Source organism: Leisingera sp. XS_AS12 (assembly GCF_041224635.1).
Lineage (GTDB): Bacteria > Pseudomonadota > Alphaproteobacteria > Rhodobacterales > Rhodobacteraceae > Leisingera.
The window spans coordinates 50922-74431 of record NZ_JBGFGM010000087.1 but is presented as its reverse complement, the minus strand read 5'-3'; the positions used below and the strand labels follow the sequence as shown (position 1 = coordinate 74431).

The following is a 23510-nucleotide window of genomic DNA, read 5'->3' as shown; positions in this document are numbered from 1 at the left end:
CACCCGCCCGCCCCCCAGGCGGGTGCGTTCGCACCCCCCTCGGGCAGGCGCGGCCCTAGTGTACTTCTCAATCATCCCCATGGCTCCAGCTCGACCACGGGCTGTCGGCGCTCTGCGGCCGGTAGCGGCGGTCGTAGTCGGTGGAATACAGGCAGCTTTCGTCGAAACCCTCGCCCTTCAGCACCGGCCCGACGAGGATCAGCGCGGTGCGGGAGATCTTCTCGTCCAGCGATTCTTTCAGGGTCGCCAGAGTGGCGCGGATGATCTGCTGGTCCGGCCAGCTGGCGCGGTAGACCACGGCCACCGGGCAATCGCCTCCGTAATGCGGCGTCAGGCTCTCGACCACATGGTCGAGATTGCCGATCGACAGGTGAATCGCCAGCGTGGTGCCGGTGCGTGCAAAATTTTCCAGCGTCTCACCTTGGGGCATCGAGGACGCGCGGCCCGGGGTGCGGGTCAGCACCACCGACTGGCTGAGGCCGGGCAGGGTCAGCTCGGTTCCCAGCGCGGCCGCGGCAGCGGCAAAGGACGGCACGCCGGGAGTGACGCTGACGGGAATGCCTTCGGCTTTCAGGCGACGGATCTGTTCGCCCATCGCCGACCACACCGACAGATCGCCGGAATGTAGCCGCGCCACGTCCTGTCCCGCCTCATGCGCGGCCTTGATCTCGGCCACGATGGCATCCAGGTCCATTGACGCGGTGTTCACGATTTTCGCGTCCGCCGGGCAGTGGCTCAGGATTTCCTCCGGCACCAGCGAGCCTGCATAGAGGCACACCGGGCAGGCGGCGATGATGTCGCGTCCGCGCAGGGTCAGAAGGTCGGCAGCGCCCGGTCCGGCGCCAATGAAGTGAACGGTCATGGCTCAAGTCTTTCTGCTATGGCCGCGGTGGCAAGGCCATCCGCGGTGACAACTCTGGGGGCGATCAGGCGCGCACGCGCACCCGGCACCCCGTGGCGCGCGCCCGCAAGCGCCGCGGCTTCCGCCAGCGACCCGGTGCCGAACCGCGCCTTGATCCGGGGCGAGCAGGTGAGGGTCTGCTCGCCGACAATATCCTGATCTTTTAGCGCAATCACCGGCAAGCCGGTGCTGCGCGCAAGGTCCTGCATGGCCGGGGCCGCGGCTTTCTCAGCAATGGAAGCCAGCGCATCCACATCTTCGCCTGCCAGCGCCAGCGCTGCTTGCAAATCGGCTGCCGTGGCAGCGCTACGAAATCCGATGCCTGCCACCTTCATCGCGTAACACTCCACTGGATGACGGGCCGGGCCCGCTGCCAGCCGCGCATCGACCCCAGGGGGCCGGCCTCGGCGATCTCTGCCTTCAGCAGATGGCCGCCGCGCTGGGCGTGGGCCTGCATCAAGAGGGTTTCAGTTTCCAGAGTGACGCCATTGGCGACCAGCCGGGTGCCCTTGGGCAGGATCTCCCACAGATGGTCCAGCAGCGCCTGCGATCCGCCGCCGCCGATAAATACGCAATCGGGCAGCGGCTGGCCTTCCAGCACCTGCGGTGCCTTGCCCAGAACCGGGGTCATCCGGTGGTCCAGCCCAAAGGCAGCGGCGTTCGCCCGGATGTTGTCCAGTCGGCTCTCGCGCGGCTCGAAGGTGATCGCCCGCGCGCCTGAAGCCGCGAGGCACCACTCAACCGAGACCGAGCCGGAGCCGCCGCCGATATCCCACAGCAGCTCCCCCGCTCGCGGGGCGAGGGCCGACAGGGTCAGCGCCCGGATGGGACGTTTGGTGATTTGTCCGTCACTGGCAAAGAGGTCGTCCGCCAGACCGGCAGCCTGCGGCAGGCCATTGCTCCCGGCGGCTTCGATCGCCACCGCAACAGGCGCCTGAATGTCCTGAAGCTCAAAACCTTCCGCAGTGGCCGACCGCACCCGCTGGCGCGGCCCGCCCAAGGCCTCCATCACGGTCAGCTTGGAAGCGCCAAAGCCTTCAGCGGTCAGCCATTCCGCCAGTTCCGCCGGGGCAGCCCCGTCCCGCATGGTGCAGATCACGCGCGTGCCGCGCCCCAAGAGGGGGCGCAACCGCGCGTGAGGGGCCGCGTGCAGGCCGAGGCACAGCGTCTCTTCCAATTTCCACGCAAGATGGTTCGCGGCCAGGGCAAAGGTGGAGGGAACCGGGTGCGACACCCACTCGCCACCCTCCAGGTGCCGCGCGAGCGAACCGCCTGCGCCGTGCCAGAACGGATCACCAGACGCCAGAACGGCCACCTTGCGGCCGCGCATCTCCAGCACCGGGTCTATGGAGAACGGCACGGGCCAGGGCTGGCCCTTGGCGCCTGCGCCTGCCAGATCCAGATGCCGCGGGCCGCCGAATACGACCTCGGCCTGCGCCAGCGCCTTCCGGCTTGCATCGCCCAAGCCTTCCAGTCCATTTTCGCCCAGACCGATAATCGTAAGCCATGGATCAGACATGACACGCATCCTTCTTCTCGGCGGCACCACCGAAGCGTCGGCGTTGGCCAAAACCCTGGCCGAGGCAGGGATGGATGCGGTGTTTTCCTACGCGGGCCGCACGGCGCGGCCTGTCAACCAGCCCCTGCCGACCCGCGTGGGCGGCTTTGGCGGCGCGGAGGGGCTCGCGGAATTCCTGAGGGCCGAAGGCATCACGCATGTGGTGGACGCGACCCATCCGTTCGCGGCCCAGATGAGCATCAATGCGGTTTATGCCTGCGACGCAGCGGATGTGCCGCTCTGTGCCTTCGAACGCCCGACCTGGCAGGAGGGGGACGGCGATCAATGGGTGCATGTGGGCACCATCGCCGAGGCCGTCAACGTGCTGCCGGAGGCCGCTGCGCGGGTGTTCCTGGCGATCGGAAAGCAGAACCTTCCCCTGTTTGCCGCCAAGCCCCAGCATCACTACCTGCTGCGGCTCGTGGATGCGCCGGAGGCCCCGTTGCCGTTGCCGCACACTGCGGTCGAGATTGCGCGCGGACCGTTTGATGTTGCGGGGGACACTGCACTGATGCAGCGCCATGGCATCACCCATGTGGTTGCCAAGAACGCGGGCGGCGCGGGGGCCGCAGCCAAGCTTGCCGCCGCGCGCAGGCTGGGGCTGCCGGTCATCATGATCGGCAGGCCGCAGGTGCCTGACCGCCCCATCAAGGGCAGCGTGGCAGAAGTTATGGAGTGGCTCGCTCATCCCTCAGCCGCGTAGCGTGGGGTGTAGACATACTTGCCCACCCGGCGGGTGTCACGATTGCCGACGATCACCACGGTGCGCATGTCTGCCATTTCCGGCGTGGCCTCCTTCAGCGGTACCGTCAGCAGCTCCTGCCCGGGTTTGGTCACGTCGCGGGCGAAGGTGATGAGGGTGTCCTCACCGCAGGCCTCGCGCAGGATTTCCAGCGCGCGGGCAAACTGATGCGGCCGTGACTTGGAGCGCGGGTTGTAAAACGCCATCGCCAGACCGGCCTCGCCGACCAGCTGCAAGCGCTTTTCGATCAGGCTCCAGGGCTTCAGGTTGTCGCTGAGGTTGATGGCGGCAAAGTCATGTCCCAGAGGTGCGCCGATGGCAGCAGCGGCGGCCAGCATCGCGGTGATGCCCGGCAGCACCCTGATGTCCAGCTCCAGCCAGTTCGGGTGGCGTTCGGCGTTGCTCTCCAGCGCCTCGAACACGGCGGAGGCCATGGCAAACACCCCCGGATCACCGGAGGAAACAACGACGACCCGCTTGCCCTCGGCGGCCATTTCCAGCGCGTGGGTGGCGCGGTCCACTTCAACCCGGTTGTCGCTGGCGTGCAGGGTCAGGCCTGCACGCGGCTCGATACGTTTGACGTAGGGAATGTAGCCGACGATATCGGTCGCCTCCGCGATGGCGTCGCGCACTTCCTGCGTCACCAGCGCCTCGTTGCCGGGCCCAAGCCCCGCGATCACCACCCAGCCATCTTGCGAAACAGTCATGGCCGCCGCCCCTGTCCATGAACCAGCACGATAGAGAAATAGGGCACCTCGCCGGTGACCTCGGAGAGTTTCTGCACGGTCTGGCCCGGCATGGTGCCACGCTCGACCAGCCAGGCGTCCTCGGCACGGCCCGCGCGTTCCAGTGCGCGGCGCAGTTTGGGAAGGTTGCGACCGATCTTCATGACCACCAGCGCATCGGTCTCCGACGCGCGCTTGGTCAGTTCGTCCTCGCTGAGCGTGGCCATCGCCACCGTCAGCACGTCATCCCCCCAGGTGATCGGCTGGCCGGAGGCGGTCCAGCAGCCGGACATGCCGGTGATGCCGGGCACGATCTCCTGCTCGGTGCGGCCCTGCAGGCGGGTGTAGAGGTGCATGTAGGAGCCGTAGAGAAACGGATCGCCCTCGCAGAGCACCACCACGTCTTCGTCCTGCGCGATTTCGGCCAGCGTGTCGGCCCAGCGGTCATAGAACTCCGCCAGCACCCGGTTGTATTCGGGGTCGGAAAAATGGATCTCGGTCGTAACCGGGTATTCCATCGCGTGTTCCGTTGCGCCCTCGGCAAGCAGCCCTTCGACGATTGCACGGGCCTGCCCCTGACGCCCCGCCTTGCGGAAATAGGCAACGTGGCGCGCCGAGCCGATCAGCCGGTGCGCGCGCACGCTCATCAGGTCGGGGTCTCCGGGGCCAAGCCCTGTGCAGATAACCTTGCCCATCGCTTACTCTTTCCAGCTCGCCAAGGCGTTGACGGCAGCAACGGTGATGGCAGAGCCGCCAAGACGGCCTTTCACGATCATCGAGGGGACCGGCAGGTCTTCCATCAGCGCCTCTTTCGATTCCATAGCGCCGACAAAGCCCACCGGACAGCCGATGATGGCGGCGGGGCGCGGGCAGGCGGGATCTTTCAGCATGTTTAGCAGGTGGAACAGCGCCGTCGGGGCGTTTCCGATGGCCACCACGGCGCCTTCCAGTTTCGGGCGCCACAGCTCCAGCGCCGCGGCCGAGCGGGTGTTGGACATTTCCTTGGCCAGCTCCGGTACCTTGGGATCGCGCAGGGTGCAGATTACCTCGTTGTCCGCAGGCAGGCGCGGGCGGGTGATGCCTTCGCTGACCATATAGGCATCGCAGAGGATCGGCGCACCCTTGGCAAGTGCTGCGCGGGCGGTCTCGGCCATGCCGTCGGAAAAGCGCACGTGCTCTACCAGCCCGACCATCCCCGCCGCGTGGATCATGCGCACGACGACGACTTCCTCGTCCTTGGTGAACCGGGCCAGATTGGCCTCGCGGCGAATGGTGGCAAAGCTTTCGGCGTAGATCTTGGCGCCGTCGGTTTCATAGGTGTGGAGCATGTCAGCTGCCCTCTGTCAGAAGTTCGGGAGCGGCGCGCAAGCGGTCGGCGCTCAGGTTGGTTATTAGCGGCTGATCCGCGGCGGTGCCATTGCGGATCAGAGAGAATTCGTCCGCGCCGGTTGCTGTAAGGGTAACAGGCGAGGGGCCAGGGCAAGCGCAGCCTTTGGCGCAGCCGGAGACATGCAGGCGCGTGCCTTCGGGGAGTTGTGGCGCAAGATCACGCGCCAGATCGCGGGTTGCGGAGAGCGCCTGCAGGCAACCGGGCGCTCCGGTGCAGGCGGTCACCTGCAGGCGCGGATCCGTGGCGTCCAGGATCAGGCCGGGCAGGGGCGGCAGGTCGCGCGCGCCTTCGATCAACAGCATCCGCCAGGGCGTGACGCGGATCTCGCCGTGCGTGGCCAGTTCGGCGAGCGTCGCGGCGGGCATCTGCCCGAACTCCAAAGCAGCAAGCGTCCCCGCGGGCGTGTGGCCCGGTGTGGCGGCAAACGGGCGCTGGAGCGCCAACGCGCCATGCGAAGGCGGCGGCCCGCGGCGCGCGATGAGGCGGTGCATCCTGCCGCGACCCTCCGGCGCGCCGCCCTGATCGAGGAACCAGCGTGCCAGCGCGAGAGCCTCGGCAGCGGCCGATTCACGTGTGACGGCCTTGCCAGTCGTGGCCCCATCCGCGCGCAGGATCAGCCCGGCAGGGCCGCGCTCGATGCGGATGTCGGCGGCGCAGTCCTGCAGCACCGGGGCCGCGCCGCAGTCGATGGCAAAGCCGAATTTGCCGGGCAGGGTCAGCCCGGTTGCCGCCGTCAGCGCGGCGCTGAGGGCCGAGGCGATGGCGTGGGTATCGTCGTCTTCCTGCCAGAACGGGGCAAGCAGGATATTGCGGCGGGCTTCGGCTGCGGCATCGATGTCAACAAGGCCAAGGGGGCGCAGGCCTGCAATCAGGTCCTCAAAACTGTCTTCGCGGATGCCACGCAGCTGCAGGTTCGCGCGGGCGGAGATGTCCAGAAGACCATTGCCGAAGGTCTGCGCAAGTTCTGCTACGCCCTCCGCCTGCGTTGTGGACAGCCTGCCCAGCGGCGCGCGGATACGCACCACCAGCCCGTCGCCGGACATCATCGGCCGAAGGGCGCCGGGGCACCAACCATAGACCTTGGGGGCGGCGGACCCGCTCATGCCGCGCCCTCCAGGGCTGCCATGATGGAGTTGCGCCGGGTGGTCCAGAGACCGGCATCGTGCAGCGCCCGGAAACGGTCCCGCATGGCCTGGAGGGCGGCCGGGTTTTCGCGCTGCATGAAGTCGACCAGGTCCTCGCGCCCCAGGGTGGCCTCGAAATAGAGGTCGAAAAGATGCGGCTGCACCACCTGCGCAAGATGCGCGAAGGCCGCCATATGGTCGAGCGTTGCCGCGATCTCGGCGGCGCCGCGGAAGCCGTGTGACATCATCGAGGTGGCCCAGTCCGGATTGGCGGCGCGGGCGCGGGTGACACGTGCGATTTCCTCGCCCAAGGAACGCGCCTGCGGCTTGTCGGGTCGGGTCGCGTCGAGGTGATAGAGCGCGGGCGCGGCCTGGCCGATGCGGGCCATGGCGGCGGCAAATCCTGCCTCATGCGCGGCGTAGTCAGACGCGACGAGCAGGTCCGTCTCCGGCAGGTCCTGCAGATGTACGAAACTGTCGGCGCTTTGCAGGCGGGTTTCCAAGGCGTCGCGGGCATCGGTGATTGCGCCCTTGGCGTCGATGGCGTGCGAGGAGGCGTTGAGCCAGGCCTCACCCGCGGCCTGTCGCGCTTCATCGGTGTAGTCGTCCAGATGCGGGGTCATCGACAGGCCGTATTGGCCGGGCTTGGGGCCGAAGACGCGCGGTGTCTCGGTCAGATAGGGGTTGTCGGCCGCAGTTTCCTCGCGCGCGGCCAATGCGGCGGCGGCGGTTTCGAACATCTGCGCAAGGCCCGGAAAGACATCGCGGAACAGGCCGGAGACGCGCAGGGTCACGTCGATGCGCGGCCGGTTCAGCATCGACAGCGGCAAAACCTCGAAGCCCGACACCCGCTCGGAGCCTTCATCCCATTTGGGCGCGAGCCCTGCAAGATGCAGGGCCATGGCAAATTCCTCTCCCGCGGTGCGCATGGTGGCCGAGCCCCAGAGGTCGATCACCAGCCCCTTGGGCCAGTCGCCGTGGTCCTGAAGGTGGCGGCGCAGCAGCTCTTCCGCCAGCTTGACCCCTTGCGCATGCGCCGCCCGCGACGGCACCGCCCGCGGGTCGGTGGTAAAGAGGTTGCGCCCAGTCGGGATCACATCCTCGCGGCCGCGAAAGGGCGAGCCGGAGGGGCCGGGGGTGACGATCTTGCCGTCCAGTGCGGCCATCAGCCCGGCGCGTTCCTCAGCCCCGCACTGGCCGGTGCCGAAGATATGCAGGCCTTCGCCGTACTGGCTTTCCTTGATGTCGCAGACAAAGGCGTCGATGCGGGTGATTGCTTCCGCCGGGGAGGTGTCGGGTGTCAGGCCCAGATCGGCCTCGACGCCGGTGCCTTGCGCCTCGGCGCGAATGTCGTCGATCAGCCGGTCGCGGCGGGCCGGGTCCAGCCCGTCGGCGGTAGAGTATTCATCCAGCAGGCTTTCCAACCGGGCCATGCCCTCGGGAAGATTCGTTTGGGCAAGCGGCGGTGGCAGGTGCCCGATGGTGACAGCGCCGATGCGGCGCTTGGCCTGCGCGGCCTCGCCCGGGTCGTTCACGATGAAGGGGTAGATCACCGGTAGCGGCCCGGTCAGCACCTCGGGCCAACAGAGGCCGGAGAGCGCCACCGCCTTGCCGGGCAACCATTCCAGCGTGCCATGCGCCCCGATGTGGATGAGTGCGTCCGTCTGGCCGCGCAGCCACAGGTAAAAGGCCACATAGGCGTGGCGCGGGGTGCGGTCCAGGTCGTGGTAATCGTCGACGCGGGTTTTCACCTCGCCCCGCTCGGGTTGAAGCGCGACGAGGGCGTTGCCTGCGCGCAGGGCCTTGAAGTGAAAGGCGTCATCGCGGCAATCGGGATCTTCTTCCGGGCGGCCCCAGGCCTCGGCCAGCGTGTCCTGCAGGTCTTGCGGCAGGGTGGCGAGCGCAGCTTTGTAGTCAGCAAGGGGGACGCTCAGCGTCTCCTCCATCAGCCGCAGGCCAGTGTTTTCGAGGGCTTCGACGGCGTAGCCTTGGGCGGAGAGCTCGTGCAGGATTTCGTCGCAGGAGGCCAGCGCGTCGAGGCCGACGGCATGGGCCAGGTTGTGGTCGCGGCCGGGGTAGGTGGAGAGGATCAGCGCAAGACGCTTGTCGGCGTTCGGCAGCTTTGCCAGCCGCAGCCAGCCTTCGACGCGGTCGACGGCGGATTTGATGCGGTCGGCATCGGCGCGGTGGGCGAAGCGGGAATATTGCAGCTCCGGGTCTTTCTTGCCCGGCGATTTGAAACTGACCACGCCTGTAAAGATGCGGCCGTCCACCTCGGGCAGGACCACGTGCATGGCAAGGTCGGCAGGGGAGAGACCGCGGTCGGCCTCGCGCCAGTCCTTCTTGCGCGCGGTGGAGAGGGCGACCTGGAACACCGGGCAGCCGGTTGTCGACAGCGGCGAGGCGCTGCCGTCGGTGCCTTGGGCCGAGAAAGCCGTCGCATTGATGATCGCGGCGGGGGTCAGCGCGGGCAGCTTTTCACGCAGCCAATCGGCTGCCGTCGGCGCCTTGAGACTGGCGGCAAAGGCGCCGAATGCCGCATAGCCGCGGGCGCGCAGTTCCGCGATCAGCGCATCCACCGGGGCGGTGTCGGCAGCAGTGAGGTAGGAGCGGTAGAAGCTCACCAGAACCAGCGGCTTGTCCTGCGGCGGAAGGTCCGCCAGCACGCCCTTGTCCGGGTCATAAAACCCGTGGTCCGGCATGGATTTGAGGCCCAGAACCGGCCCGGCATACAGCCCTGCCGCCAGCGACAGCTGGGCGAGTGCGGCCTGCGCCGCCACTGCGCCGCCCGTATCACACAGGGCTTGCAGCCGTCGCAGGGTGGAAACGGGCAGGGTGGACAGGGCATCCAGCCGCGCGTCCTCGCGCCCGTCGGCGGGCAGTACGGCCAGCGCAATCCCCTTGCGGCGGGCGAGATCCTGCAGCGTGGCGAGGCCGTAGGACCAATAGCTTTCGCCGCCGATCAGCCGGACGAGGATGCCCTTGGCGCCCTCCAGCGTCTGTTCCGCGTAGACGTCGACCGACAGCGGGTGCTTCAGCGCCACCAGGTTGGCAAGGCGCAAAGTCGGCAGCTTGCCGTCCGCACGGTGCCACCCCGCCGCAAAAGCCCCGAGGTCGCTGTCGGAGAAGGACAGCACCACAAGGTCCGCAGGCGTCTGGCCGAGATCCTGCGGCGTGTCGGTCTCGTCAAGGCCGTGGCTTTCGCGGAAGACGACGTGCATGGGTCAGGCCTTTCCCGAGTGGTGCTTCAAAGCGCTGAGGGCAGCGCCCGGCCCGGCGGGGCGGGAAGCGAAGCGCCCGCCCCGTGGGGGGCCGGACGGGCGCTGCCCGGCGTGCCGCCGGGCCGAGACGCTCGAAATCTGGCACTTCGCTTCCATTGCTATCAGGCCCCCAGCTCGGCGCGGATCGCCTGTTCGTCGATGTTGTCATGCTCGGCAATGACCACCAGGGCGGTCTTGCGCGGCTGCGCCCCCCAGGGTTGGTCGTACTGGGCGCGCAAACGCTCACCCACGGCCTGAACCAACATCCGCATCGGCTTTCCCTCGACCGCGACATAGCCTTTGACGCGCAGGATGTTCCGTTCGCGGGCGAGTTTCACGATGGCATTCTGCAGCGCTTCCGGGTCGGAGACTTCGCCCATTTCGACCACGATGCTTTCAAAATCGTCATGCTCATGGTCGTGGTGGCCGTCGTGGTGGCTCGGGCGGGCATCGAGATCGTCCTCGGCCGCCGCACCGAGACCCAGGATGATGCGCGGATCGATCACGCCTTCGCTCATCGGCAGGATCGGCAGCTTGCGCGGCGCCTCGGCCTCGATCACCGCGCGGGCCTTTTCGACGCCTGCGTCGCCGGCCAGATCGGCCTTGGACAAAAGCACAATGTCGGCGCAGGAGATCTGGTCCTCGAACACCTCGGACAGCGGGGTTTCGTGGTCGAGGCTGTCATCCGCCTCGCGCTGGGCCTGCACGGCGTCCAGATCCGGCGCGAACTGGCCTTTGGCGACGGCCTCGGCATCGGCCAGCGCGATCACCCCGTCAACGGTGATGCGGGAGCGGATCGCGGGCCAGTCGAAGGCCTTCAAGAGCGGCTTGGGCAGCGCCAGACCGGAGGTTTCGATCACGATGTGATCGGGTTTTTCCGGCAGTGCCATCAGCTGTTCGATGGTGGGGATGAAGTCATCCGCCACGGTGCAGCAGATGCAGCCGTTGGCGAGCTCCATGATGTTTTCCGCCGGGCAGTTGTCGTCGGCGCAGGATTTCAGGATATCGCCGTCCACACCGGCGGTGCCGAATTCATTCACCACCACGGCAAGACGCTTGCCCTGCGGGTTCTGCATCAGGTGGCGGATCAGCGTGGTCTTGCCCGCACCCAGAAAGCCGGTGATGACGGTGACGGGGATCTTGTTGAGATCGCTCATGAATTACTCCTCAGAAGGAAAGGCGGCCGGCGGGATGCGGGCGACGGATTGTTTGCGGAAGACGGTGGGGCGCTCGCGCCAGGGCACCAGCCCGTCGGCGGTGGCGGCATAGGCGGCGGCGCCTGCAAGGATTTCGGGCACGTGCTGGTCCGGGTCCATGTCGCCGTAGATGTAGCTCCAGCGCGCCTCGCCGCCGGTCAGCGCCACAGAGCAGCCGCGCGAGCAGGCCGACAGGCATTTCACACCGCGCAGGGTGACGCCCTCGGGCATGCCCGCTTCTTTCAGGGCAGCGTGCAGGATGGCGCCGGGACGGGTGGCCTCCGGGTCGGCGCCCTCGGTGCGGCAGGTCAGGCACACGGTCAGGGTGACCGGGTCTTTCGGGGCGGCGGTGGGCGCCTGTTCGTCAGCCAAAGGCACGTCTCCTGTCGTTGCAGGCATGCGGGATGGCCGAAAAGGGGCGGCGGTCTGCCTGCCTCTCACCCGGTCGCGGAACACCCCGCCCGCCCGTTGATCTCTCACACGCTGGCAGGTCTCCCGGCTTGCGGATGCCAGGGCGTTCGCCCTGTCGGCCATCCTGCCTTCCCGGGCTGTCCCAGTGGCATGGCGGCCTCATCCGGTCACGGTCGCGGGGGCGGCTGTGCTTGGGCCGTCAGTGGCCGCTGTCACATTCCCTCTTCGCCTGCAATTGCAGGAACCAGCGAAACCCCCTTGCGCTATCGCGCCCTTCTTTGTCAAGACTTGCGCCAAACAGCTGGAGAGCCCCCATGAGCGAAAAGTCTGAAACCGGCATTTCAGAAGAAGAAGCCGCCCGTCACGCGTCCAAGATGGCCAAGAAAAAGGCCGCGCGCGACCGGATGATGAAAACCAAGGACGGCGAGAAGGGGCTGATCATTGTCCACACCGGGCCGGGCAAGGGCAAGTCCTCGTCCGGCTTTGGCATGATCATGCGCTGCATCGCCCACAAGATGCCCTGTGCCGTGGTGCAGTTCATCAAGGGCGCCTGGCAGACCGGCGAGCGCACGCTGATCGAGGAGAACTTCAGCGATCTCTGCCAGTTCTATGCGATGGGCGAGGGCTTCACTTGGGAGACCCAGGACAAGGCCCGCGACATTGCCGCCGCGCAAAAGGGCTGGGAGAAGGCCAAGGAGATGATCCTGGACGAGCGCAACACCATGGTGCTGCTGGACGAGATCAACATCGCACTGCGCTATGAATATCTGGACCTGGAAGAGGTGCTGGAGTTCCTGGTGGAGAAGAAGCCGCCGATGACCCATGTGGTGCTGACGGGGCGCAACGCCAAGGAAGAGCTGATCGAGATCGCCGATCTGGTGACCGAGATGGGCCAGATCAAGCACCCGTTCCGCGCCGGGGTGAAGGCGCAGAAGGGCGTTGAGTTTTAAGCTGAGCGCGTAGCCTGCCTTGGTGGGCGCGACTGCGCCTGCCGGAGGGGCAGGCAGGCGCAGTCCTGCGGTGCCGCCGGGCAAAACACTTTTATGCGGCGAGCTGAGCTGCCTTGCCTTGGATATAGGTATCCACCGCCGCGCGCTGGGTTTCATCCAGCCTCAGGCCCAGCTTGGTGCGCCGCCACAGGAAATCGTCGCCTGCGCGCACCCATTCGCGGGCAATCGCCCAGTCGAGCTCCCGCGCGGTGATCGTTGCGCCGAAGTCCTCGCCCAGATCTCCGGCGGTCTTGGCATCGCCCAGCACTTCCCAAGCCTCGGTGCCATAGGCGCGGATCATCCGGCCCGCCCAGTAGGGCGTCAGGAAGGGGTAGTCCGCCGCCAATTTCGCAGTCAGCTTCTCGACATCCGTCACTGCAAAATCGCCGCCGGGCAGCGCCACGCCCGCGGTCCAATCATCGGGGAGCTGCGGAAATGCCTCGCCGATCTTGGCCAGCGCCGCCTCTGCCAGCTTGCGGTAGGTGGTGATCTTGCCGCCAAAGACGTTCAGCAGCGGCGCCTGTGCCTGATCCAGCGTCAGCACATATTCGCGGGTCGCCGCGGTGGCGGAGCTGGCGCCGTTATCATACAGCGGGCGCACCCCGGAGTAGGTCCAGACAATGTCGTCCCGCGTCACCGGCTTCTCAAAGTATTCAGATGCGAAATCAGCAAGATACTGCTGCTCTTCGGGGGTGCATTCAGGGGCGGTATCGGGATCCGGGTGGTCGGCGTCGGTGGTGCCGATCAGGGTGAAATCCTGCTCGTAAGGAATGGCGAAGATGATCCGCCCGTCGGTGCCTTGGAAGAAATAGCAACGCCCGTGATCGAACAGTTTCGGCACGACGATGTGGCTGCCGCGCACCAGGCGGACGTTTTCGCGGCTGTTCTGGCCCAGTTTCTGATGCAGCACATCCGCAACCCACGGCCCGCCAGCGTTGACCAGCATCTTGGCGCGGTGCTCCTGCTCCTTGCCGCTGGCGTGATCGCGGGTGCGGATCACCCAGTGTTCGGAATGGCGTTCTGCCGACAGCACTTCGGTGCGGGTCAGGATCTGCGCACCGCGCGCCTGCGCGTCGCGGGCGTTCAGCACCACCAGCCGGGCGTCCTCGACCCAGCAGTCGGAGTACTCGAAGGCGGTCTTGAACTTGTCCTTCAGCACCTTGCCCGCCTCGTCCCGGGTCAGGTCCAGCTTGGCGGTGCCGGGCAGGATGCCGCGTTTGCCCAAGGAGTCGTACAGGAACAGCCCGAGCCGGATCAGCCAGGCCGGGCGGCGGCCTTTCATCCAGGGCATGAAGGTCGTCAGCAGTTTCGAGGTCGGTGTTTCGCTGTCAAACCGCATGTCCTTGTGAAACGGCAGCACAAAGCGCATCGGCCAGGAGATGTGCGGCATTGCCTTCAACAGCACCTCGCGCTCGATCAGCGCCTCGCGCACCAGGCGGAACTCGAAATACTCCAGGTAGCGCAGCCCCCCGTGGAACAGCTTGGTCGAGGCGGAGGAGGTGGCCCAGCCGAGATCCTTCATCTCTGCCAGCGTCACCGACAATCCGCGCCCGGCGGCATCGCGGGCAATGCCGCAGCCATTGATGCCGCCGCCGATGATGAACAGGTCTGTAACAGGGGTGTCAGTCATTTTCGCTGCTTTCGTTTTGTCCGGCGGTCAGGATACGGGTGCCTGCGGCCTGCGCGGCCTCGGCAAATTCCGCGGGTACGGGGCGGTCGGTGATTACCACGTCGAGGTCTGACAGGTCGCAGATCCGCACCGGTGCGGAGCGCTCGAACTTGCTGCCGTCGCAGACCAGAACCCGCTGACGGGCGTTTTTGAGGATGGCACGGGCCACGGACACCTCGCGCGGGTCGTGGTCCATCACCGCGCCGTCGGCATCCAGGGCCGAGGCGCCTATGACGGCGAAATCCACCTTGTAGCGGGCGATGAACGCTACCGCGTCTTCGCCGACGATGGCGCCGTCGCTTTGTCGTACCGTGCCGCCAGCCAGGATCAGATCCTTGGCCTGACCGCCCATCATCATATTGATAATGTTTATGTTGTTGGAAAGAATGGTTAGTCCGCGGTGACCCGAGAGGGCGCGGGCGACCTGCTCGGTAGACGTGCCGATGTTGAGGCTGATCGAGCAGTTGTCCGGGATCAACTCTGCAGCCAAGGTCGCCATCGCCTGTTTGCCGCCTGCGTTCAGGCGGCGGCGGTCGGCGTAGTCCTGGCTGGCAGCGGAGCTGATGCGCACGGCACCACCATGCACCCGTGACAGCGCGCCGCGCGCCGAAAGATCTCGCAAGTCCGCGCGGACGGTCTGCAAGGACACTCCAAAGCGCTGCGCCAGATCCTCGACCTCGACGCGATCTTGCTGGTTCAGCAGCGCGATGATTTCGTTTTGACGACTGGAGGCATCCATTTGCTTTCCTTTCGGGGTGATTCCTTAGCGTATCGCGCCTGAAGAGTCACGTGCCGATTTCGTTTTGCAGGACTGCTCAATTGAAACGAAAAGGCGCGCCCGATCGGGACGCGCCTTTGCTTGCTGCAATAGGAGAAATGTCAGCCGAGCGCGATCAGATGGTTGTCCCAGGCCAGATCGGTGCGTTGCAGCGGCTCACTGCCGTGTTCGGTTATGTGAAGAAATTGGCCGTTGCCGGTGCTGGCAGCAAACGCGGTCCCCAATCGAGCGATGCCGCAGACGTCCGCCATGCGTTCTTCCCGCAGAATCGCCCCGCTGTCGCTCGACATCAGCTGCACCACCCCTCCGCGGGGCGAGGTGACCGCGACCTGCGCTCCGTCCGCCGAAAAGGCGATCGATCCGCCGTATCCGTTGAGGTTCATGACCCGTGGATCACCGTCGGCCAGCAGCTTGACCGGTGCGCCGGGGCGATGCAGCCCGGCTGTCGGCACCAACTCACCCCGGTCTCCCTGCCACTGCATGGCAAAGGCCACTGTACCGTCCCGGCGCGTTGCCAAATGCCGGATCGAGTTCAGGTGCAGCTCGGGTGGGAGTTCGAGCTGCTCCAGCAGCGCGCCGTCAAAGTTCAGATAGCTGAGATTGGGGCGCATATCGGGCAGGTTCAGCTTGGCGCGGCCGCTATCGGGGTGGGTCTCGATCCCGCCGTTCGCCACCACCAGCCCCGGAGCATCGCGGCGCAGCGTGATGTCATGTGGGCCGATGCCGCCAGAGGCGAAGGCCTTCAGTCGTCTGTAGCCGGAGGCCGCATCCCAAACACCGACCATGCCACGGGCGGCATCATACTCGTTTTCGCTCGTGAACAGGAGGCGGCCATCCGGGGAAAACGTGCCGTGGCCATAAAAGTGAAAGCCCGCGGGCGGCTCCAGCCGCGCGATGGCTGTGCCGCTGCGGCAGTCGATGACATCGGCAAATCGCCCGGGGCGCCGGGCAAAGGCCACGGCCTCGGGGCGGGTCGGGTGGGCGGCGGCGGCATGGCCGCGACCGGGGAGCAGATGGCGGAACAGGATTTCGCCACTGGCCGTCATGCCAGCCAGGAAAAAACGGCCCTGCGTATCACGCCCGGCCGACAGGAATGCCGGGTTGCCGACGCTGGCCCAGCTTGCCTGCGGCGCCAGCCCGGTTGCCAGAAGTCCGGCGAGGAACCCACGACGCGACGGCATCAGTCGCCGTCCAGCGCGTTGAAGCCCGCGGCAACACCCAGCACGGGACCCAGCCGGGTCGCCACCAGTGCCCGCAGATCCTGCACATCCTGGCGCAAAGCTTCGATCCGGATGCGCCCTGCGGGATCGGCGACGCTGGCAAATGTCGGATCCTCCACTGCCTCGGCGCGATCGCGGATCTTGGCAAAACTCTGCGTGAGTTCAGCCTTCAGCGACGGGTCTGTCGCGTTGTCGGCCTCGGCGAGGGCCAGCGCCAGGGGTTCCAGCGCGTTCAGGGATACCAAGAGGTGACGCAGGCTGCGGCCGGAGCGCCGGGCCTCGGCCCGCAGGGGGCGGGGGCGGTCGAAAGTGCCCAGCGGGCGGCCGAGACGCAGATCATCCATCACCTGAAGACCGGTGTTCAACGCCTTGAACAATTCCTGGGCAATTTCCTCGTCGCTTTGATAGCGGTTGCCGGGGCTGCGCATCTCGGCTGCGTAGGTTTGCTGCCAGTCGGTCAGAATTGCTGCTGCGGTGGCGGCGATGTCGTGGCTGATCGCCCGCGTCAAGGTGCAGCGGTAGGCAGGCTGGCCAGCGGTGGAAACTTCCGGGTCGTAGAGCAGGTATTCCAGCGCATAGAAGCCGCGTGCGGCGATGGTGTAGCTGGCGAAGCTATCCGGGTCGCTGACGGTTGCGTCCTCTTTGTGGATCAGTTTGGCCAGGGCCTTGGGGGTCTTGCCGCGGCTGTCCGGCCAGAACGCCAGAGCGAACGCACGATTGTCGGTTTCGGTTGGGCCGAAGCGGTAGTGGCTGGCTGCAATCCAGCTATCAAAAGCCTCACCAAATGCCGCGCGCAGGTCTGGTGACTGCGCGTCGCACTCCTTTTGCGCGGTCTGCGCCAGCGCGGAGGAGGATTGGGCCAGGGCCTGAAAGGCGGGAAGGATGTGCTGGTCCGTGATGTGCGTGGTCAGCTCCGACGCTGCTGCTGGCGCGGCCAGCAGGGTCAGGGCAAATGCAATGGAACGCATTAAAGACTCTCCAGAAATGAAATAAGCGCGGCACGGTCGGCAGGCGGCAAGGCGACCACCTTGTCGCGAGCGGCCTCGGCCTCGCCGCCATGCCACAGGATGGCCTCCAGCAGGGTGCGGGCGCGACCGTCGTGCAGGAATGTGGCCCGGGGCGAGACTTGTTGGGTCAGGCCGATGCCCCAAAGGGGCGCCGTGCGCCACTCGCGCCCCGTCGCGCGCCCCTCGGGGCGGTTGTCGGCCAGACCCTCGCCCATGTCGTGCAGCAAAAGGTCGGAATAGGGCCAGATCAGCTGGAAGCTGTGCTCCTCCCGGTTCGCCAACCGGTGGGTGACGAATTTCGGCACGTGGCAACTGGTGCAGCCGACATCATAGAACACTTTCTTGCCGCGCAGCACATGCGGATCGTCGCTGTTGCGGCGGGCGGGCACACCGAGGTTCCGGCTGTAGAAGGTGACCAGATCCATGTTGGCCTGGTCGATCTCGGTTTCACGGGAATCATCACCCCCATGTGGCGCGGCGTGGCAAGCGGTCTGCTGCGCGGTGCAGTCGCCGGCATGGGCCGGAAACAGCGGTGTCGAGATGCCGATATCGCCAGAGAATGCCGCGGCGGATTGTTCGTGCACCGTGGCCATCCCGGCCTTCAGTCCAAAGCGGCCCAGCATGATGCGATCGAATTCGGTCGACCAGACCAGATTGGCGCGCCCGGAGATGCCATCCCCATCGGCGTCTTCCTCATCCGCATGGGCGAAGATGTCGGCAGCGGGGATCGCTTCCAGCAGCCCGAGGCCGATCATCGGCGGCGCCACCCTGGGCGACAGCATGGCGCCCTCGGCCAGAGGGCCGTAGCCCAGATTGCTGGCCGTGTAGGTCGGGCGCCGCAGCCGGGCGGTCTCGCCGCCGTTCAAGGAGACCTCGAATTGCTCGTATTCCACCTTGAGACGGTACTCGGGCGGCACCCCGGGCGCAGAGAAATCCTGTAACTGGTGGCCGTAAACGGGGTCCGGGGCGGTGCCGATATAGTCATGCACCGCCTGCATCTGTGGGGGCACTGGGCCGGGGACCGAGACCCGCAGGAACATCGTGCTTGAGGCATAGTCCGGGCTTTCCGGCACATGGCCGCGGCCATCCTTCACGTGGCAGCGCTGGCAGGCGCGTGCATTGTACAGCGGTCCCAGGCCGTCGGAGGCCAGCGTGGAGGCGGGGGAAAACACCCAGATCTTCTTGAACAACCCGTTGCCCAATTTGAATTCCAGTTCCTGCTCGAAGCTGAGATTGGCGGAATGCTGGGAGAAGGCCTCGTCATCGCGCCGGGCGCGGACGGTTGCGGCCCCGGCGGGGAGATCCTCGAACTGTTCGGGCTGGGTGAAATCCGTCGGTGGCAACAGGACCGCGTCGATGCGGGCGCGTTCGGCCTGTGTGCGGGGCAGGGGGGTAAGGTGCGGCTCCTCCTGGAACTGGCTGGCCAGATCAAGCGCCGCGAGGGGGCTGGCCGCTGCCATTGCAGCGGCCAGTGCGAGGTTAGTCTTCGACTTCTTCCATCTTGGTTGCGTTGAGCTGGGCATAGTTTTCCGCACCGATCCGGTCGTGCAGCTCAAGCTGCGTTTCGAGGAAGTCGATATGGCCTTCCTCGTCGGCCATCAATTCCTCGAACAGTTTCATGGTTACATAGTCGCCCGCGTCGTGGCAGGCCTCGCGGGCTTCCTTGTAGAGCGCGCGTGCCTCGATCTCCGCGGCAAGGTCGCATTCCAGGGTTTCCTTGGGGGTCTGGCCGATCCGCAGCGGGTCCAGTTTTTGCAGGTTGGGGTGCCCGCCCAGAAACAGGATCCGCTCGATCAGCTTGTCCGCGTGTTCCATTTCCTCGATGGATTCTTCGCGGCTCTTCTTGGCCATGCTGCCCAGGCCCCAGTCGTCCTGCATCCGGTAATGCAGCCAGTACTGGCTGACGGCGGTCAGCTCATGGCGCAGCGCCTTGTTGAGATAATCGATGACCTTGGGGTCGCCCTGCATGATCTTTCTCCCGATGTGTTGCCTCGCGCAAATTCGCTAACTGCGCAGGTACTTCCAGCTTACTGCTGGAACGCATGGTGTCGAGGAAAAGCGGCATGCACCCACCGCAATCGGCGGTTTTTCCCAATGCGTGATAGATCTTCCCAGGGGTGATAATGGTCTGGGGATCGGCCTTGCGCATCCAGTTGATCGCAGCGCGAATGTCGTGATCGCTGATATGGGTGCAGTGGCAAATGATCATGCTGCTCACCTTTGTTCCGGGTGGCCGGGGGGGATGATTCCGTCTCCGTTTTTTCCGATTAAAACAGTCGGAATACAAGTGTTAATCAGAGTGATTTACTCGGTTATCGCTTGGTGGCGGCAGTTTTCCGCTCGGGGCGGGAGGCAGAGCGACCGGTTTTGGCCGCTCTGCAGGGTGGTTCGTGGCCGCGCTGAGCGGCCGCCGAGATCAGTTGAAGACAGCCGTGGGGTTGTCGAGGCTGTCGGAACCTTCGATGGCGACGTCCTCCAGTTCCAGTGCGCTCACCACGCGCTCGATGGTGCGGGTCTGCTCGATCAGCCCGTCGACGCCCCCCATCACAAGGGCTTCGCCCGCGGCATTGCCCTGCGCCAGCATCTGGTCATAGGACAGACCGGCCTCGGCCGCGGTCTTGATCCGTCCCAGCGCCTGCATGGTGTTGGCCAGCTTGCTGCGCATCTCGGCGTCCAGATCGGCGTCCTTGGCGGCCACCAGGTCCGACAGCGACGCGCCAGACACCAGTTCGCCGTTCACCCGCACATATTCCCCCAGGTAGACGTTTTGTACGCCCAGGCCATCGTAGTAGTGGCTGTTGTGGGTGTTGTCGGAGAAGCAGTCGTGCTCCTCCTCGGGGTCATTCAGCATCAGCCCCAGGCGCATGCGTTCACCGGCGGTTTCACCGTAAGACAGCGACCCCATGCCGGTCAGCATGGCGGTGATGCCGGCGTCTTCGTCTGCCAGCAGGGTGGTGCGGGCGGCACCATCGCTGCCCCATTGCTGGGCCATCCATTCCAGATCGGAGACCAGCAGATCGGTGGCTGCCTTAAGATAGTCGCCACGGCGATCACAGTTGCCGTTGGTGCAGGCATCACCATCGGCGTAATCGGTCCAGGGGCGGTCGCCTGCGCCGTGCTCGGTGCCGTTCAGATCCTGGCCCCACAGCAGGAATTCGATGGCGTGATACCCGGTTGCCACATTGGCTTCGACCCCGTCTGCCTCGTGCAGGGCGCTTTCCAGCAATTCCGGGGTGATCTCCGTCGCGTCGATGGTCTTGCCGGAGAGTTCAAACTGCGGGTTCGCGATGACGTTCAGTGCTGCGAGGGTGTTTTCCTCGGTCGGACCGCCATAGGAGGCATCCACATAGTCGATCAGTCCTTCATCGAGCGGCCAGGCGTTTACCTTGCCTTCCCAGTCATCGACGATGGCATTGCCAAAGCGAAACACCTCGGACTGCTGATAGGGGACGCGAGCGGCCAGCCAGGCGGCGCGGGCGGCTTGCAGGTTCTCGGCGGAAGGCTCCGCGACCAGCGCGTCTACCGCGGCTTTCAGCGCCTTGGCGGTGATCAGGCTGTCCTGGTATTTCGCCTCGGCGATGTTTGCGTAATTGGTCAGCACCGCGGCCTTGTCGGCGGCAAAAGCGGCGGTCGTGCCGAAGGCCAGACCGGCAAGGGCAGTGCCCGCGAGAAACAGATTTTTCATCAGCTAAGTCCTTGGTCTATTGTATTTCAATGAAGTGTGGCGGTCATCGGGTGGGCTGCCCGCGCAAGCGGTGGGGCGCCCGTGATCTGTTGCAGGAAGGTGCTGCAATCGTCGGCCAGCCGGGCCAGCTCCCGGGCTTTTCGGGGCTGCACGATCAGCGAGGCCAGGATTTGCGTGTCCTCTTCATGGCCATCCGCCGCGGCGGCAAGGAGATTGGCAAAGCAGTTTTCATCCGCGCCGAGGCAATTGCAGCTCATGCCATGGCGCACCAGCGGACGACGGCCGTGGGTGACGCAGAAGTTGCACAGGTAGCCAAAGGCCTCAAAGGCGGCTTCGGCCAGGCCGGGGCCGAAATTCACCTCGAAATCGCGACGCATCTGGGCCCGCGTCTCGGCGCTGGAAAACCAGTGTCGCAGATAGATCACCGCGCCGGCCTCCAGTGGCGGCAATTCCGACAGGGTGCCGACGGTGATGCCGCCGCGCGACGGTTTGGCTTGGGGCTGTGCGGAGGTCATTCGAGCGCGCTCACTTGGTCAGGATCAGTTTGCCTGCACGGGTGATGCGCAGCGAATAGATCTGCCCGTTCAGCAGGATGCGGGCCTGTACGCCGCCGCGGGTCAGGTCTTCGGCGTGGTAGGTCGGGAAAACTTCGGTGGTCGCGGTGGTAGGCACCGGCTTGGATGCGATCTGGTTCATGACTTCCGCCCATTGCTGAATTCCGCCCGGTCCAGAAGCCATTCCAGACAAAAGCCGCAGAGGGTACCGGAGGCGGCAAAGACCTGTGGCCAGATGTGGCGTCTGTCTTCGGCTTCCAGGTCAGTCACAGTCGGTCCGCAGTTGCGGCTGTCTCTGCTCGGCATCGGGCGATCTCGGTTGATTGTGGCTCACTCGGGCTCGCCCGACACGAGTCAGGCTGGCTGGATGCCGTATTCCTGATTTATTTAATCGGGTATGTCAATCCGACTTTTTTAATAAGGAATAAGTTTTGTGGCAGTCCGGATGTTTAACGGCGACGCCACAGGTCAGGCGAATTCCGCGATCAGGAAATCCATGAATAATCTTACGCGGCGCGGCAGGTGGCGGCGGTCGTGGTAGGCAAGATACAGGGCCAGTGTTTCCGGCACCCCTTGGGGAACTGGTCCCAGCTCCAGCCCGCGACCGTCGCAAAGGGAGGTCGGCAGACAGGCCCGGGCCATGCCAAGCGCGACCAGTTCCAGCGCCAGTGCGAAGGAGGTGCAGCGGGCCGTGCCCGGCAGGTCGGGGCTTGGCAGGTGGCGCGCAAGGGGGCCGAGTATCGGCAGGCTCTCGTCCGACAGACGCCCGGGGAGGGCTGCCAGCACCACTGGGGTGCGGGTCAACAGACGGGCGAGGGTGCCGTCGCCGCCGGGGTGGTTGCCGCGCAGCGCCAGGTCGACATTGTCGCGAACGAAATCAACCGGCGTGTCTTCAACCGATATATCCAGTGTGACCTGCGGATACTCCTGCAGAAATCTGCGGCAGAGATCGGCCAACTGCGCCATGGGGAAGGCGACCGGGACGGACAGGCGCAGGGGGCCGGACAGGCTGCTGGTCGCCGAAATCTGCTCCTGCCCCGTGGCAAGCGCGTCCAGCGCGGTTCGGCAGCTGTCCAGGTAGATCGCCCCTTCCGAGGTCAGCGCCACGTTGCGGGTGGAGCGCTCCAGCAGGCGCACGCCGAGGGAGTCCTCCAGCGCGCGGACCCGCGTTGTCACGGTCGAGGGGGGGATCCCCAATCGGCGGGCGGCTGCCGCGAAACTCAGCTGCGTGGCCACTTCCACAAAGGTTTCGATATGCTGCAACTGGCTCATTATGCGACTTTTCCGTTCTAGTTGTTCGATATTATGCGGATTTTTCGTGCTCGCCCCAAGCCTTACTTCGGAAGAAGTGACAACGGAGAGCTCGATGAAAAAACGTGATTTTCTGAAACTTGCCGGGGCCGGGGTCGCGGCAGGTTTGATGCCTGCTGTGGCGCGGAGCGCGGCAGATCCCTTGCGTGTGCGCTGGTTGGGCAGTGCCATGCTGGAGATCGAGGCGGCGGGTTTGCGCATCCTCTGTGATCCGTGCCTCGGGGAGGGACCGGAGGCCTTCCTGATGGGGGATCCGAACGAGATGTTCGACCTGGCCAAGGGGCCGCAGGTCAAGCCGCATGCGCGGCTGACGCCCTTTCCGGGACTGGGGCATGACGCGTATGATCTGGTCCTGCTCAGCCACGCGCATGAGGATCACTTTGACCAGAAGGCGCAGGCCTGGCTGGATCGTCAACTGCCGATGATCGCGCCAGAGCATGATGCACCGGGGCTTGCAGAGAAAGGTTTTGCGCCGCAACCTCTGCGCCATGGCGCCGCCCGGCAGTTCGACGCGCCGCAGGGGCGTGTCACCATCACCGCCGTACCGGCGGTGCATTCACAGAACCCGCAGATCTCAGCCATTTTGGGGCTGGGTAATGGTTACGTGATCGAGGTCGAGAGTGACGGACGACTGCAGCGGATCTACTGGGCGGGCGACAGTTTTCATGCCGATCCGGTGGCCGATGCGCTGGCGGGGCAGTCGGCTGCGGATCTGTTCATTCCGCATATCGGTGCGGTCGGCGGCGCGGGCGCGCTGGGACTGCTGAGCATGACCGGTGTGCAGGCCGCCGAATTTGCTGACCGCATCGCGGCCCTATCCGTGTTGCCGGTGCATCACTCCACCTACGAGCTCTACCGCGAAGGGCCGGAGGTCCTGCAGGTCGAGCATCGTCGACTGGCGCCCCGCTGGCAGCTGCTGCTGCCGCAGGAGGGGGAGGCGATCTCCCTGTAGGCAAACGCAAGTGCAAGCAAACGAAAAGGCCGCCCCGG

Annotated in this window: 24 protein-coding genes and 1 riboswitch; of the genes, 3 read left to right on the top strand and 21 right to left on the bottom strand. The window is 65.7% G+C overall.

What is annotated here, in order from left to right; translation table 11 throughout:
- Positions 1-67: 67 nt before the first annotated feature.
- The 3 genes from cobM to cbiE are packed head-to-tail and all read right to left on the bottom strand — an operon-like array spanning position 68 to position 2420.
- Positions 68-862, bottom strand: a complete 795-nt coding sequence (gene cobM / locus AB9K35_RS08715; RefSeq protein ID WP_369925377.1) for a precorrin-4 C(11)-methyltransferase — start codon at positions 860-862, stop codon at positions 68-70.
- Positions 859-1236, bottom strand: coding sequence for a cobalamin biosynthesis protein (locus tag AB9K35_RS08710; RefSeq protein ID WP_369925375.1), 378 nt, complete (start codon positions 1234-1236; stop codon positions 859-861). Before AB9K35_RS08710 ends, cobM begins: the two co-directional genes overlap by 4 nt.
- Positions 1233-2420 carry a precorrin-6y C5,15-methyltransferase (decarboxylating) subunit CbiE gene (cbiE, locus tag AB9K35_RS08705; RefSeq protein WP_369925373.1) on the bottom strand — a complete coding sequence of 396 codons (1188 nt, stop codon included), beginning with the start codon at positions 2418-2420 and terminating at the stop codon, positions 1233-1235. Before cbiE ends, AB9K35_RS08710 begins: the two co-directional genes overlap by 4 nt.
- Between cbiE and AB9K35_RS08700 the strand changes: the two genes are divergently transcribed.
- Positions 2419-3162 carry a cobalt-precorrin-6A reductase gene (locus AB9K35_RS08700; RefSeq protein ID WP_369925370.1) on the top strand — a complete coding sequence of 248 codons (744 nt, stop codon included), beginning with the start codon at positions 2419-2421 and terminating at the stop codon, positions 3160-3162. The genes cbiE and AB9K35_RS08700 overlap by 2 nt on opposite strands.
- Here the strand turns inward: AB9K35_RS08700 and cobJ are convergent.
- The 7 genes from cobJ to AB9K35_RS08665 all read right to left on the bottom strand — a co-directional run bounded on the left by cobJ (position 3144) and on the right by AB9K35_RS08665 (position 11268).
- Positions 3144-3908, bottom strand: a complete 765-nt coding sequence (gene cobJ / locus AB9K35_RS08695) for a precorrin-3B C(17)-methyltransferase (RefSeq protein ID WP_369925368.1) — start codon at positions 3906-3908, stop codon at positions 3144-3146. The two genes, AB9K35_RS08700 and cobJ, sit on opposite strands and share 19 nt — an antisense overlap.
- Positions 3905-4621 (bottom strand): precorrin-2 C(20)-methyltransferase, encoded by a 717-nt coding sequence (locus AB9K35_RS08690; RefSeq protein WP_369925366.1) that lies wholly within the window; start codon positions 4619-4621, stop codon positions 3905-3907. The genes cobJ and AB9K35_RS08690 overlap by 4 nt, the downstream gene beginning before the upstream one ends.
- A gap of 3 nt (positions 4622-4624) precedes the next feature.
- On the bottom strand, positions 4625-5254 hold the full coding sequence (locus AB9K35_RS08685) for a precorrin-8X methylmutase (protein WP_369925364.1): 630 nt from the start codon (positions 5252-5254) through the stop codon (positions 4625-4627).
- A gap of 1 nt (position 5255) precedes the next feature.
- Entirely contained in the window at positions 5256-6419 is a 1164-nt protein-coding gene (cobG, locus tag AB9K35_RS08680; RefSeq protein WP_369925362.1) for a precorrin-3B synthase, read from the bottom strand.
- The gene (gene cobN, locus AB9K35_RS08675; RefSeq protein ID WP_369925360.1) at positions 6416-9661 is read right to left on the bottom strand and encodes a cobaltochelatase subunit CobN; all 3246 of its coding nucleotides are present in this window, start codon (positions 9659-9661) and stop codon (positions 6416-6418) included. Before cobN ends, cobG begins: the two co-directional genes overlap by 4 nt.
- A gap of 161 nt (positions 9662-9822) precedes the next feature.
- Entirely contained in the window at positions 9823-10857 is a 1035-nt protein-coding gene (gene cobW / locus AB9K35_RS08670; protein WP_222455757.1) for a cobalamin biosynthesis protein CobW, read from the bottom strand.
- 3 nt (positions 10858-10860) lie between these two features.
- Positions 10861-11268 carry a DUF1636 family protein gene (locus AB9K35_RS08665; protein ID WP_369925358.1) on the bottom strand — a complete coding sequence of 136 codons (408 nt, stop codon included), beginning with the start codon at positions 11266-11268 and terminating at the stop codon, positions 10861-10863.
- Between the two features lie 95 nt (positions 11269-11363).
- Positions 11364-11571, bottom strand: a riboswitch (cobalamin riboswitch).
- 50 nt (positions 11572-11621) lie between these two features.
- Here AB9K35_RS08665 and cobO point away from each other — a divergent pair.
- On the top strand, positions 11622-12257 hold the full coding sequence (cobO, locus tag AB9K35_RS08660; protein ID WP_222455759.1) for a cob(I)yrinic acid a,c-diamide adenosyltransferase: 636 nt from the start codon (positions 11622-11624) through the stop codon (positions 12255-12257).
- Positions 12258-12348: 91 nt separating this feature from the next.
- Here cobO and glpD read toward each other — a convergent pair whose 3' ends face one another.
- From glpD to AB9K35_RS08605, 11 genes are all read right to left on the bottom strand, one after another.
- Positions 12349-13926 (bottom strand): glycerol-3-phosphate dehydrogenase, encoded by a 1578-nt coding sequence (glpD, locus tag AB9K35_RS08655; RefSeq protein ID WP_369925355.1) that lies wholly within the window; start codon positions 13924-13926, stop codon positions 12349-12351.
- Positions 13919-14704, bottom strand: coding sequence for a DeoR/GlpR family DNA-binding transcription regulator (locus AB9K35_RS08650; protein ID WP_222455761.1), 786 nt, complete (start codon positions 14702-14704; stop codon positions 13919-13921). The genes glpD and AB9K35_RS08650 overlap by 8 nt, the downstream gene beginning before the upstream one ends.
- Before the next feature lie 140 nt (positions 14705-14844).
- The gene (locus AB9K35_RS08645) at positions 14845-15924 is read right to left on the bottom strand and encodes a DUF1513 domain-containing protein (RefSeq protein WP_369925353.1); all 1080 of its coding nucleotides are present in this window, start codon (positions 15922-15924) and stop codon (positions 14845-14847) included.
- Entirely contained in the window at positions 15924-16931 is a 1008-nt protein-coding gene (locus AB9K35_RS08640; RefSeq protein WP_369925351.1) for an imelysin family protein, read from the bottom strand. Before AB9K35_RS08640 ends, AB9K35_RS08645 begins: the two co-directional genes overlap by 1 nt.
- Positions 16931-18430: a di-heme oxidoredictase family protein gene (locus AB9K35_RS08635; protein WP_369925349.1), complete on the bottom strand. Its 1500-nt coding sequence runs from the start codon at positions 18428-18430 to the stop codon at positions 16931-16933. The genes AB9K35_RS08640 and AB9K35_RS08635 overlap by 1 nt, the downstream gene beginning before the upstream one ends.
- A 19-nt stretch (positions 18431-18449) precedes the next feature.
- Positions 18450-18938, bottom strand: a complete 489-nt coding sequence (bfr, locus tag AB9K35_RS08630) for a bacterioferritin (protein ID WP_222455765.1) — start codon at positions 18936-18938, stop codon at positions 18450-18452.
- Complete coding sequence (locus AB9K35_RS08625; RefSeq protein ID WP_369925565.1) at positions 18886-19179, bottom strand: bacterioferritin-associated ferredoxin; 294 nt, start codon at positions 19177-19179, stop codon at positions 18886-18888. The genes bfr and AB9K35_RS08625 overlap by 53 nt, the downstream gene beginning before the upstream one ends.
- Positions 19180-19386: 207 nt before the next feature.
- Positions 19387-20655 carry an imelysin family protein gene (locus AB9K35_RS08620; RefSeq protein ID WP_369925347.1) on the bottom strand — a complete coding sequence of 423 codons (1269 nt, stop codon included), beginning with the start codon at positions 20653-20655 and terminating at the stop codon, positions 19387-19389.
- Between the two features lie 26 nt (positions 20656-20681).
- Positions 20682-21170, bottom strand: coding sequence for a hypothetical protein (locus AB9K35_RS08615; RefSeq protein WP_369925345.1), 489 nt, complete (start codon positions 21168-21170; stop codon positions 20682-20684).
- A 10-nt stretch (positions 21171-21180) separates the two neighbouring features.
- The gene (hemP, locus tag AB9K35_RS08610; RefSeq protein WP_008554566.1) at positions 21181-21351 is read right to left on the bottom strand and encodes a hemin uptake protein HemP; all 171 of its coding nucleotides are present in this window, start codon (positions 21349-21351) and stop codon (positions 21181-21183) included.
- A gap of 326 nt (positions 21352-21677) precedes the next feature.
- Positions 21678-22481, bottom strand: coding sequence for a LysR family transcriptional regulator (locus AB9K35_RS08605; RefSeq protein WP_369925342.1), 804 nt, complete (start codon positions 22479-22481; stop codon positions 21678-21680).
- Positions 22482-22575: 94 nt separating this feature from the next.
- Between AB9K35_RS08605 and AB9K35_RS08600 the strand changes: the two genes are divergently transcribed.
- Positions 22576-23472 (top strand): MBL fold metallo-hydrolase, encoded by an 897-nt coding sequence (locus AB9K35_RS08600; RefSeq protein ID WP_369925340.1) that lies wholly within the window; start codon positions 22576-22578, stop codon positions 23470-23472.
- Positions 23473-23510: the final 38 nt, after the last annotated feature.

Coding starts and splice junctions, on each gene's coding strand:
- cobM (WP_369925377.1), bottom strand. CDS start 862: ATGACCGTTCACTTCATTGGCGCCGGACCGGGCGCTGCCGACCTTCTG.
- AB9K35_RS08710 (WP_369925375.1), bottom strand. CDS start 1,236: ATGAAGGTGGCAGGCATCGGATTTCGTAGCGCTGCCACGGCAGCCGAT.
- AB9K35_RS08700 (WP_369925370.1), top strand. CDS start 2,419: ATGACACGCATCCTTCTTCTCGGCGGCACCACCGAAGCGTCGGCGTTG.
- cbiE (WP_369925373.1), bottom strand. CDS start 2,420: ATGTCTGATCCATGGCTTACGATTATCGGTCTGGGCGAAAATGGACTG.
- cobJ (WP_369925368.1), bottom strand. CDS start 3,908: ATGACTGTTTCGCAAGATGGCTGGGTGGTGATCGCGGGGCTTGGGCCC.
- AB9K35_RS08690 (WP_369925366.1), bottom strand. CDS start 4,621: ATGGGCAAGGTTATCTGCACAGGGCTTGGCCCCGGAGACCCCGACCTG.
- AB9K35_RS08685 (WP_369925364.1), bottom strand. CDS start 5,254: ATGCTCCACACCTATGAAACCGACGGCGCCAAGATCTACGCCGAAAGC.
- cobG (WP_369925362.1), bottom strand. CDS start 6,419: ATGAGCGGGTCCGCCGCCCCCAAGGTCTATGGTTGGTGCCCCGGCGCC.
- cobN (WP_369925360.1), bottom strand. CDS start 9,661: ATGCACGTCGTCTTCCGCGAAAGCCACGGCCTTGACGAGACCGACACG.
- cobW (WP_222455757.1), bottom strand. CDS start 10,857: ATGAGCGATCTCAACAAGATCCCCGTCACCGTCATCACCGGCTTTCTG.
- cobO (WP_222455759.1), top strand. CDS start 11,622: ATGAGCGAAAAGTCTGAAACCGGCATTTCAGAAGAAGAAGCCGCCCGT.
- glpD (WP_369925355.1), bottom strand. CDS start 13,926: ATGACTGACACCCCTGTTACAGACCTGTTCATCATCGGCGGCGGCATC.
- AB9K35_RS08650 (WP_222455761.1), bottom strand. CDS start 14,704: ATGGATGCCTCCAGTCGTCAAAACGAAATCATCGCGCTGCTGAACCAG.
- AB9K35_RS08645 (WP_369925353.1), bottom strand. CDS start 15,924: ATGCCGTCGCGTCGTGGGTTCCTCGCCGGACTTCTGGCAACCGGGCTG.
- AB9K35_RS08640 (WP_369925351.1), bottom strand. CDS start 16,931: ATGCGTTCCATTGCATTTGCCCTGACCCTGCTGGCCGCGCCAGCAGCA.
- AB9K35_RS08635 (WP_369925349.1), bottom strand. CDS start 18,430: ATGGCAGCGGCCAGCCCCCTCGCGGCGCTTGATCTGGCCAGCCAGTTC.
- bfr (WP_222455765.1), bottom strand. CDS start 18,938: ATGCAGGGCGACCCCAAGGTCATCGATTATCTCAACAAGGCGCTGCGC.
- AB9K35_RS08625 (WP_369925565.1), bottom strand. CDS start 19,179: ATGATCATTTGCCACTGCACCCATATCAGCGATCACGACATTCGCGCT.
- AB9K35_RS08620 (WP_369925347.1), bottom strand. CDS start 20,655: ATGAAAAATCTGTTTCTCGCGGGCACTGCCCTTGCCGGTCTGGCCTTC.
- AB9K35_RS08615 (WP_369925345.1), bottom strand. CDS start 21,170: ATGACCTCCGCACAGCCCCAAGCCAAACCGTCGCGCGGCGGCATCACC.
- hemP (WP_008554566.1), bottom strand. CDS start 21,351: ATGAACCAGATCGCATCCAAGCCGGTGCCTACCACCGCGACCACCGAA.
- AB9K35_RS08605 (WP_369925342.1), bottom strand. CDS start 22,481: ATGAGCCAGTTGCAGCATATCGAAACCTTTGTGGAAGTGGCCACGCAG.
- AB9K35_RS08600 (WP_369925340.1), top strand. CDS start 22,576: ATGAAAAAACGTGATTTTCTGAAACTTGCCGGGGCCGGGGTCGCGGCA.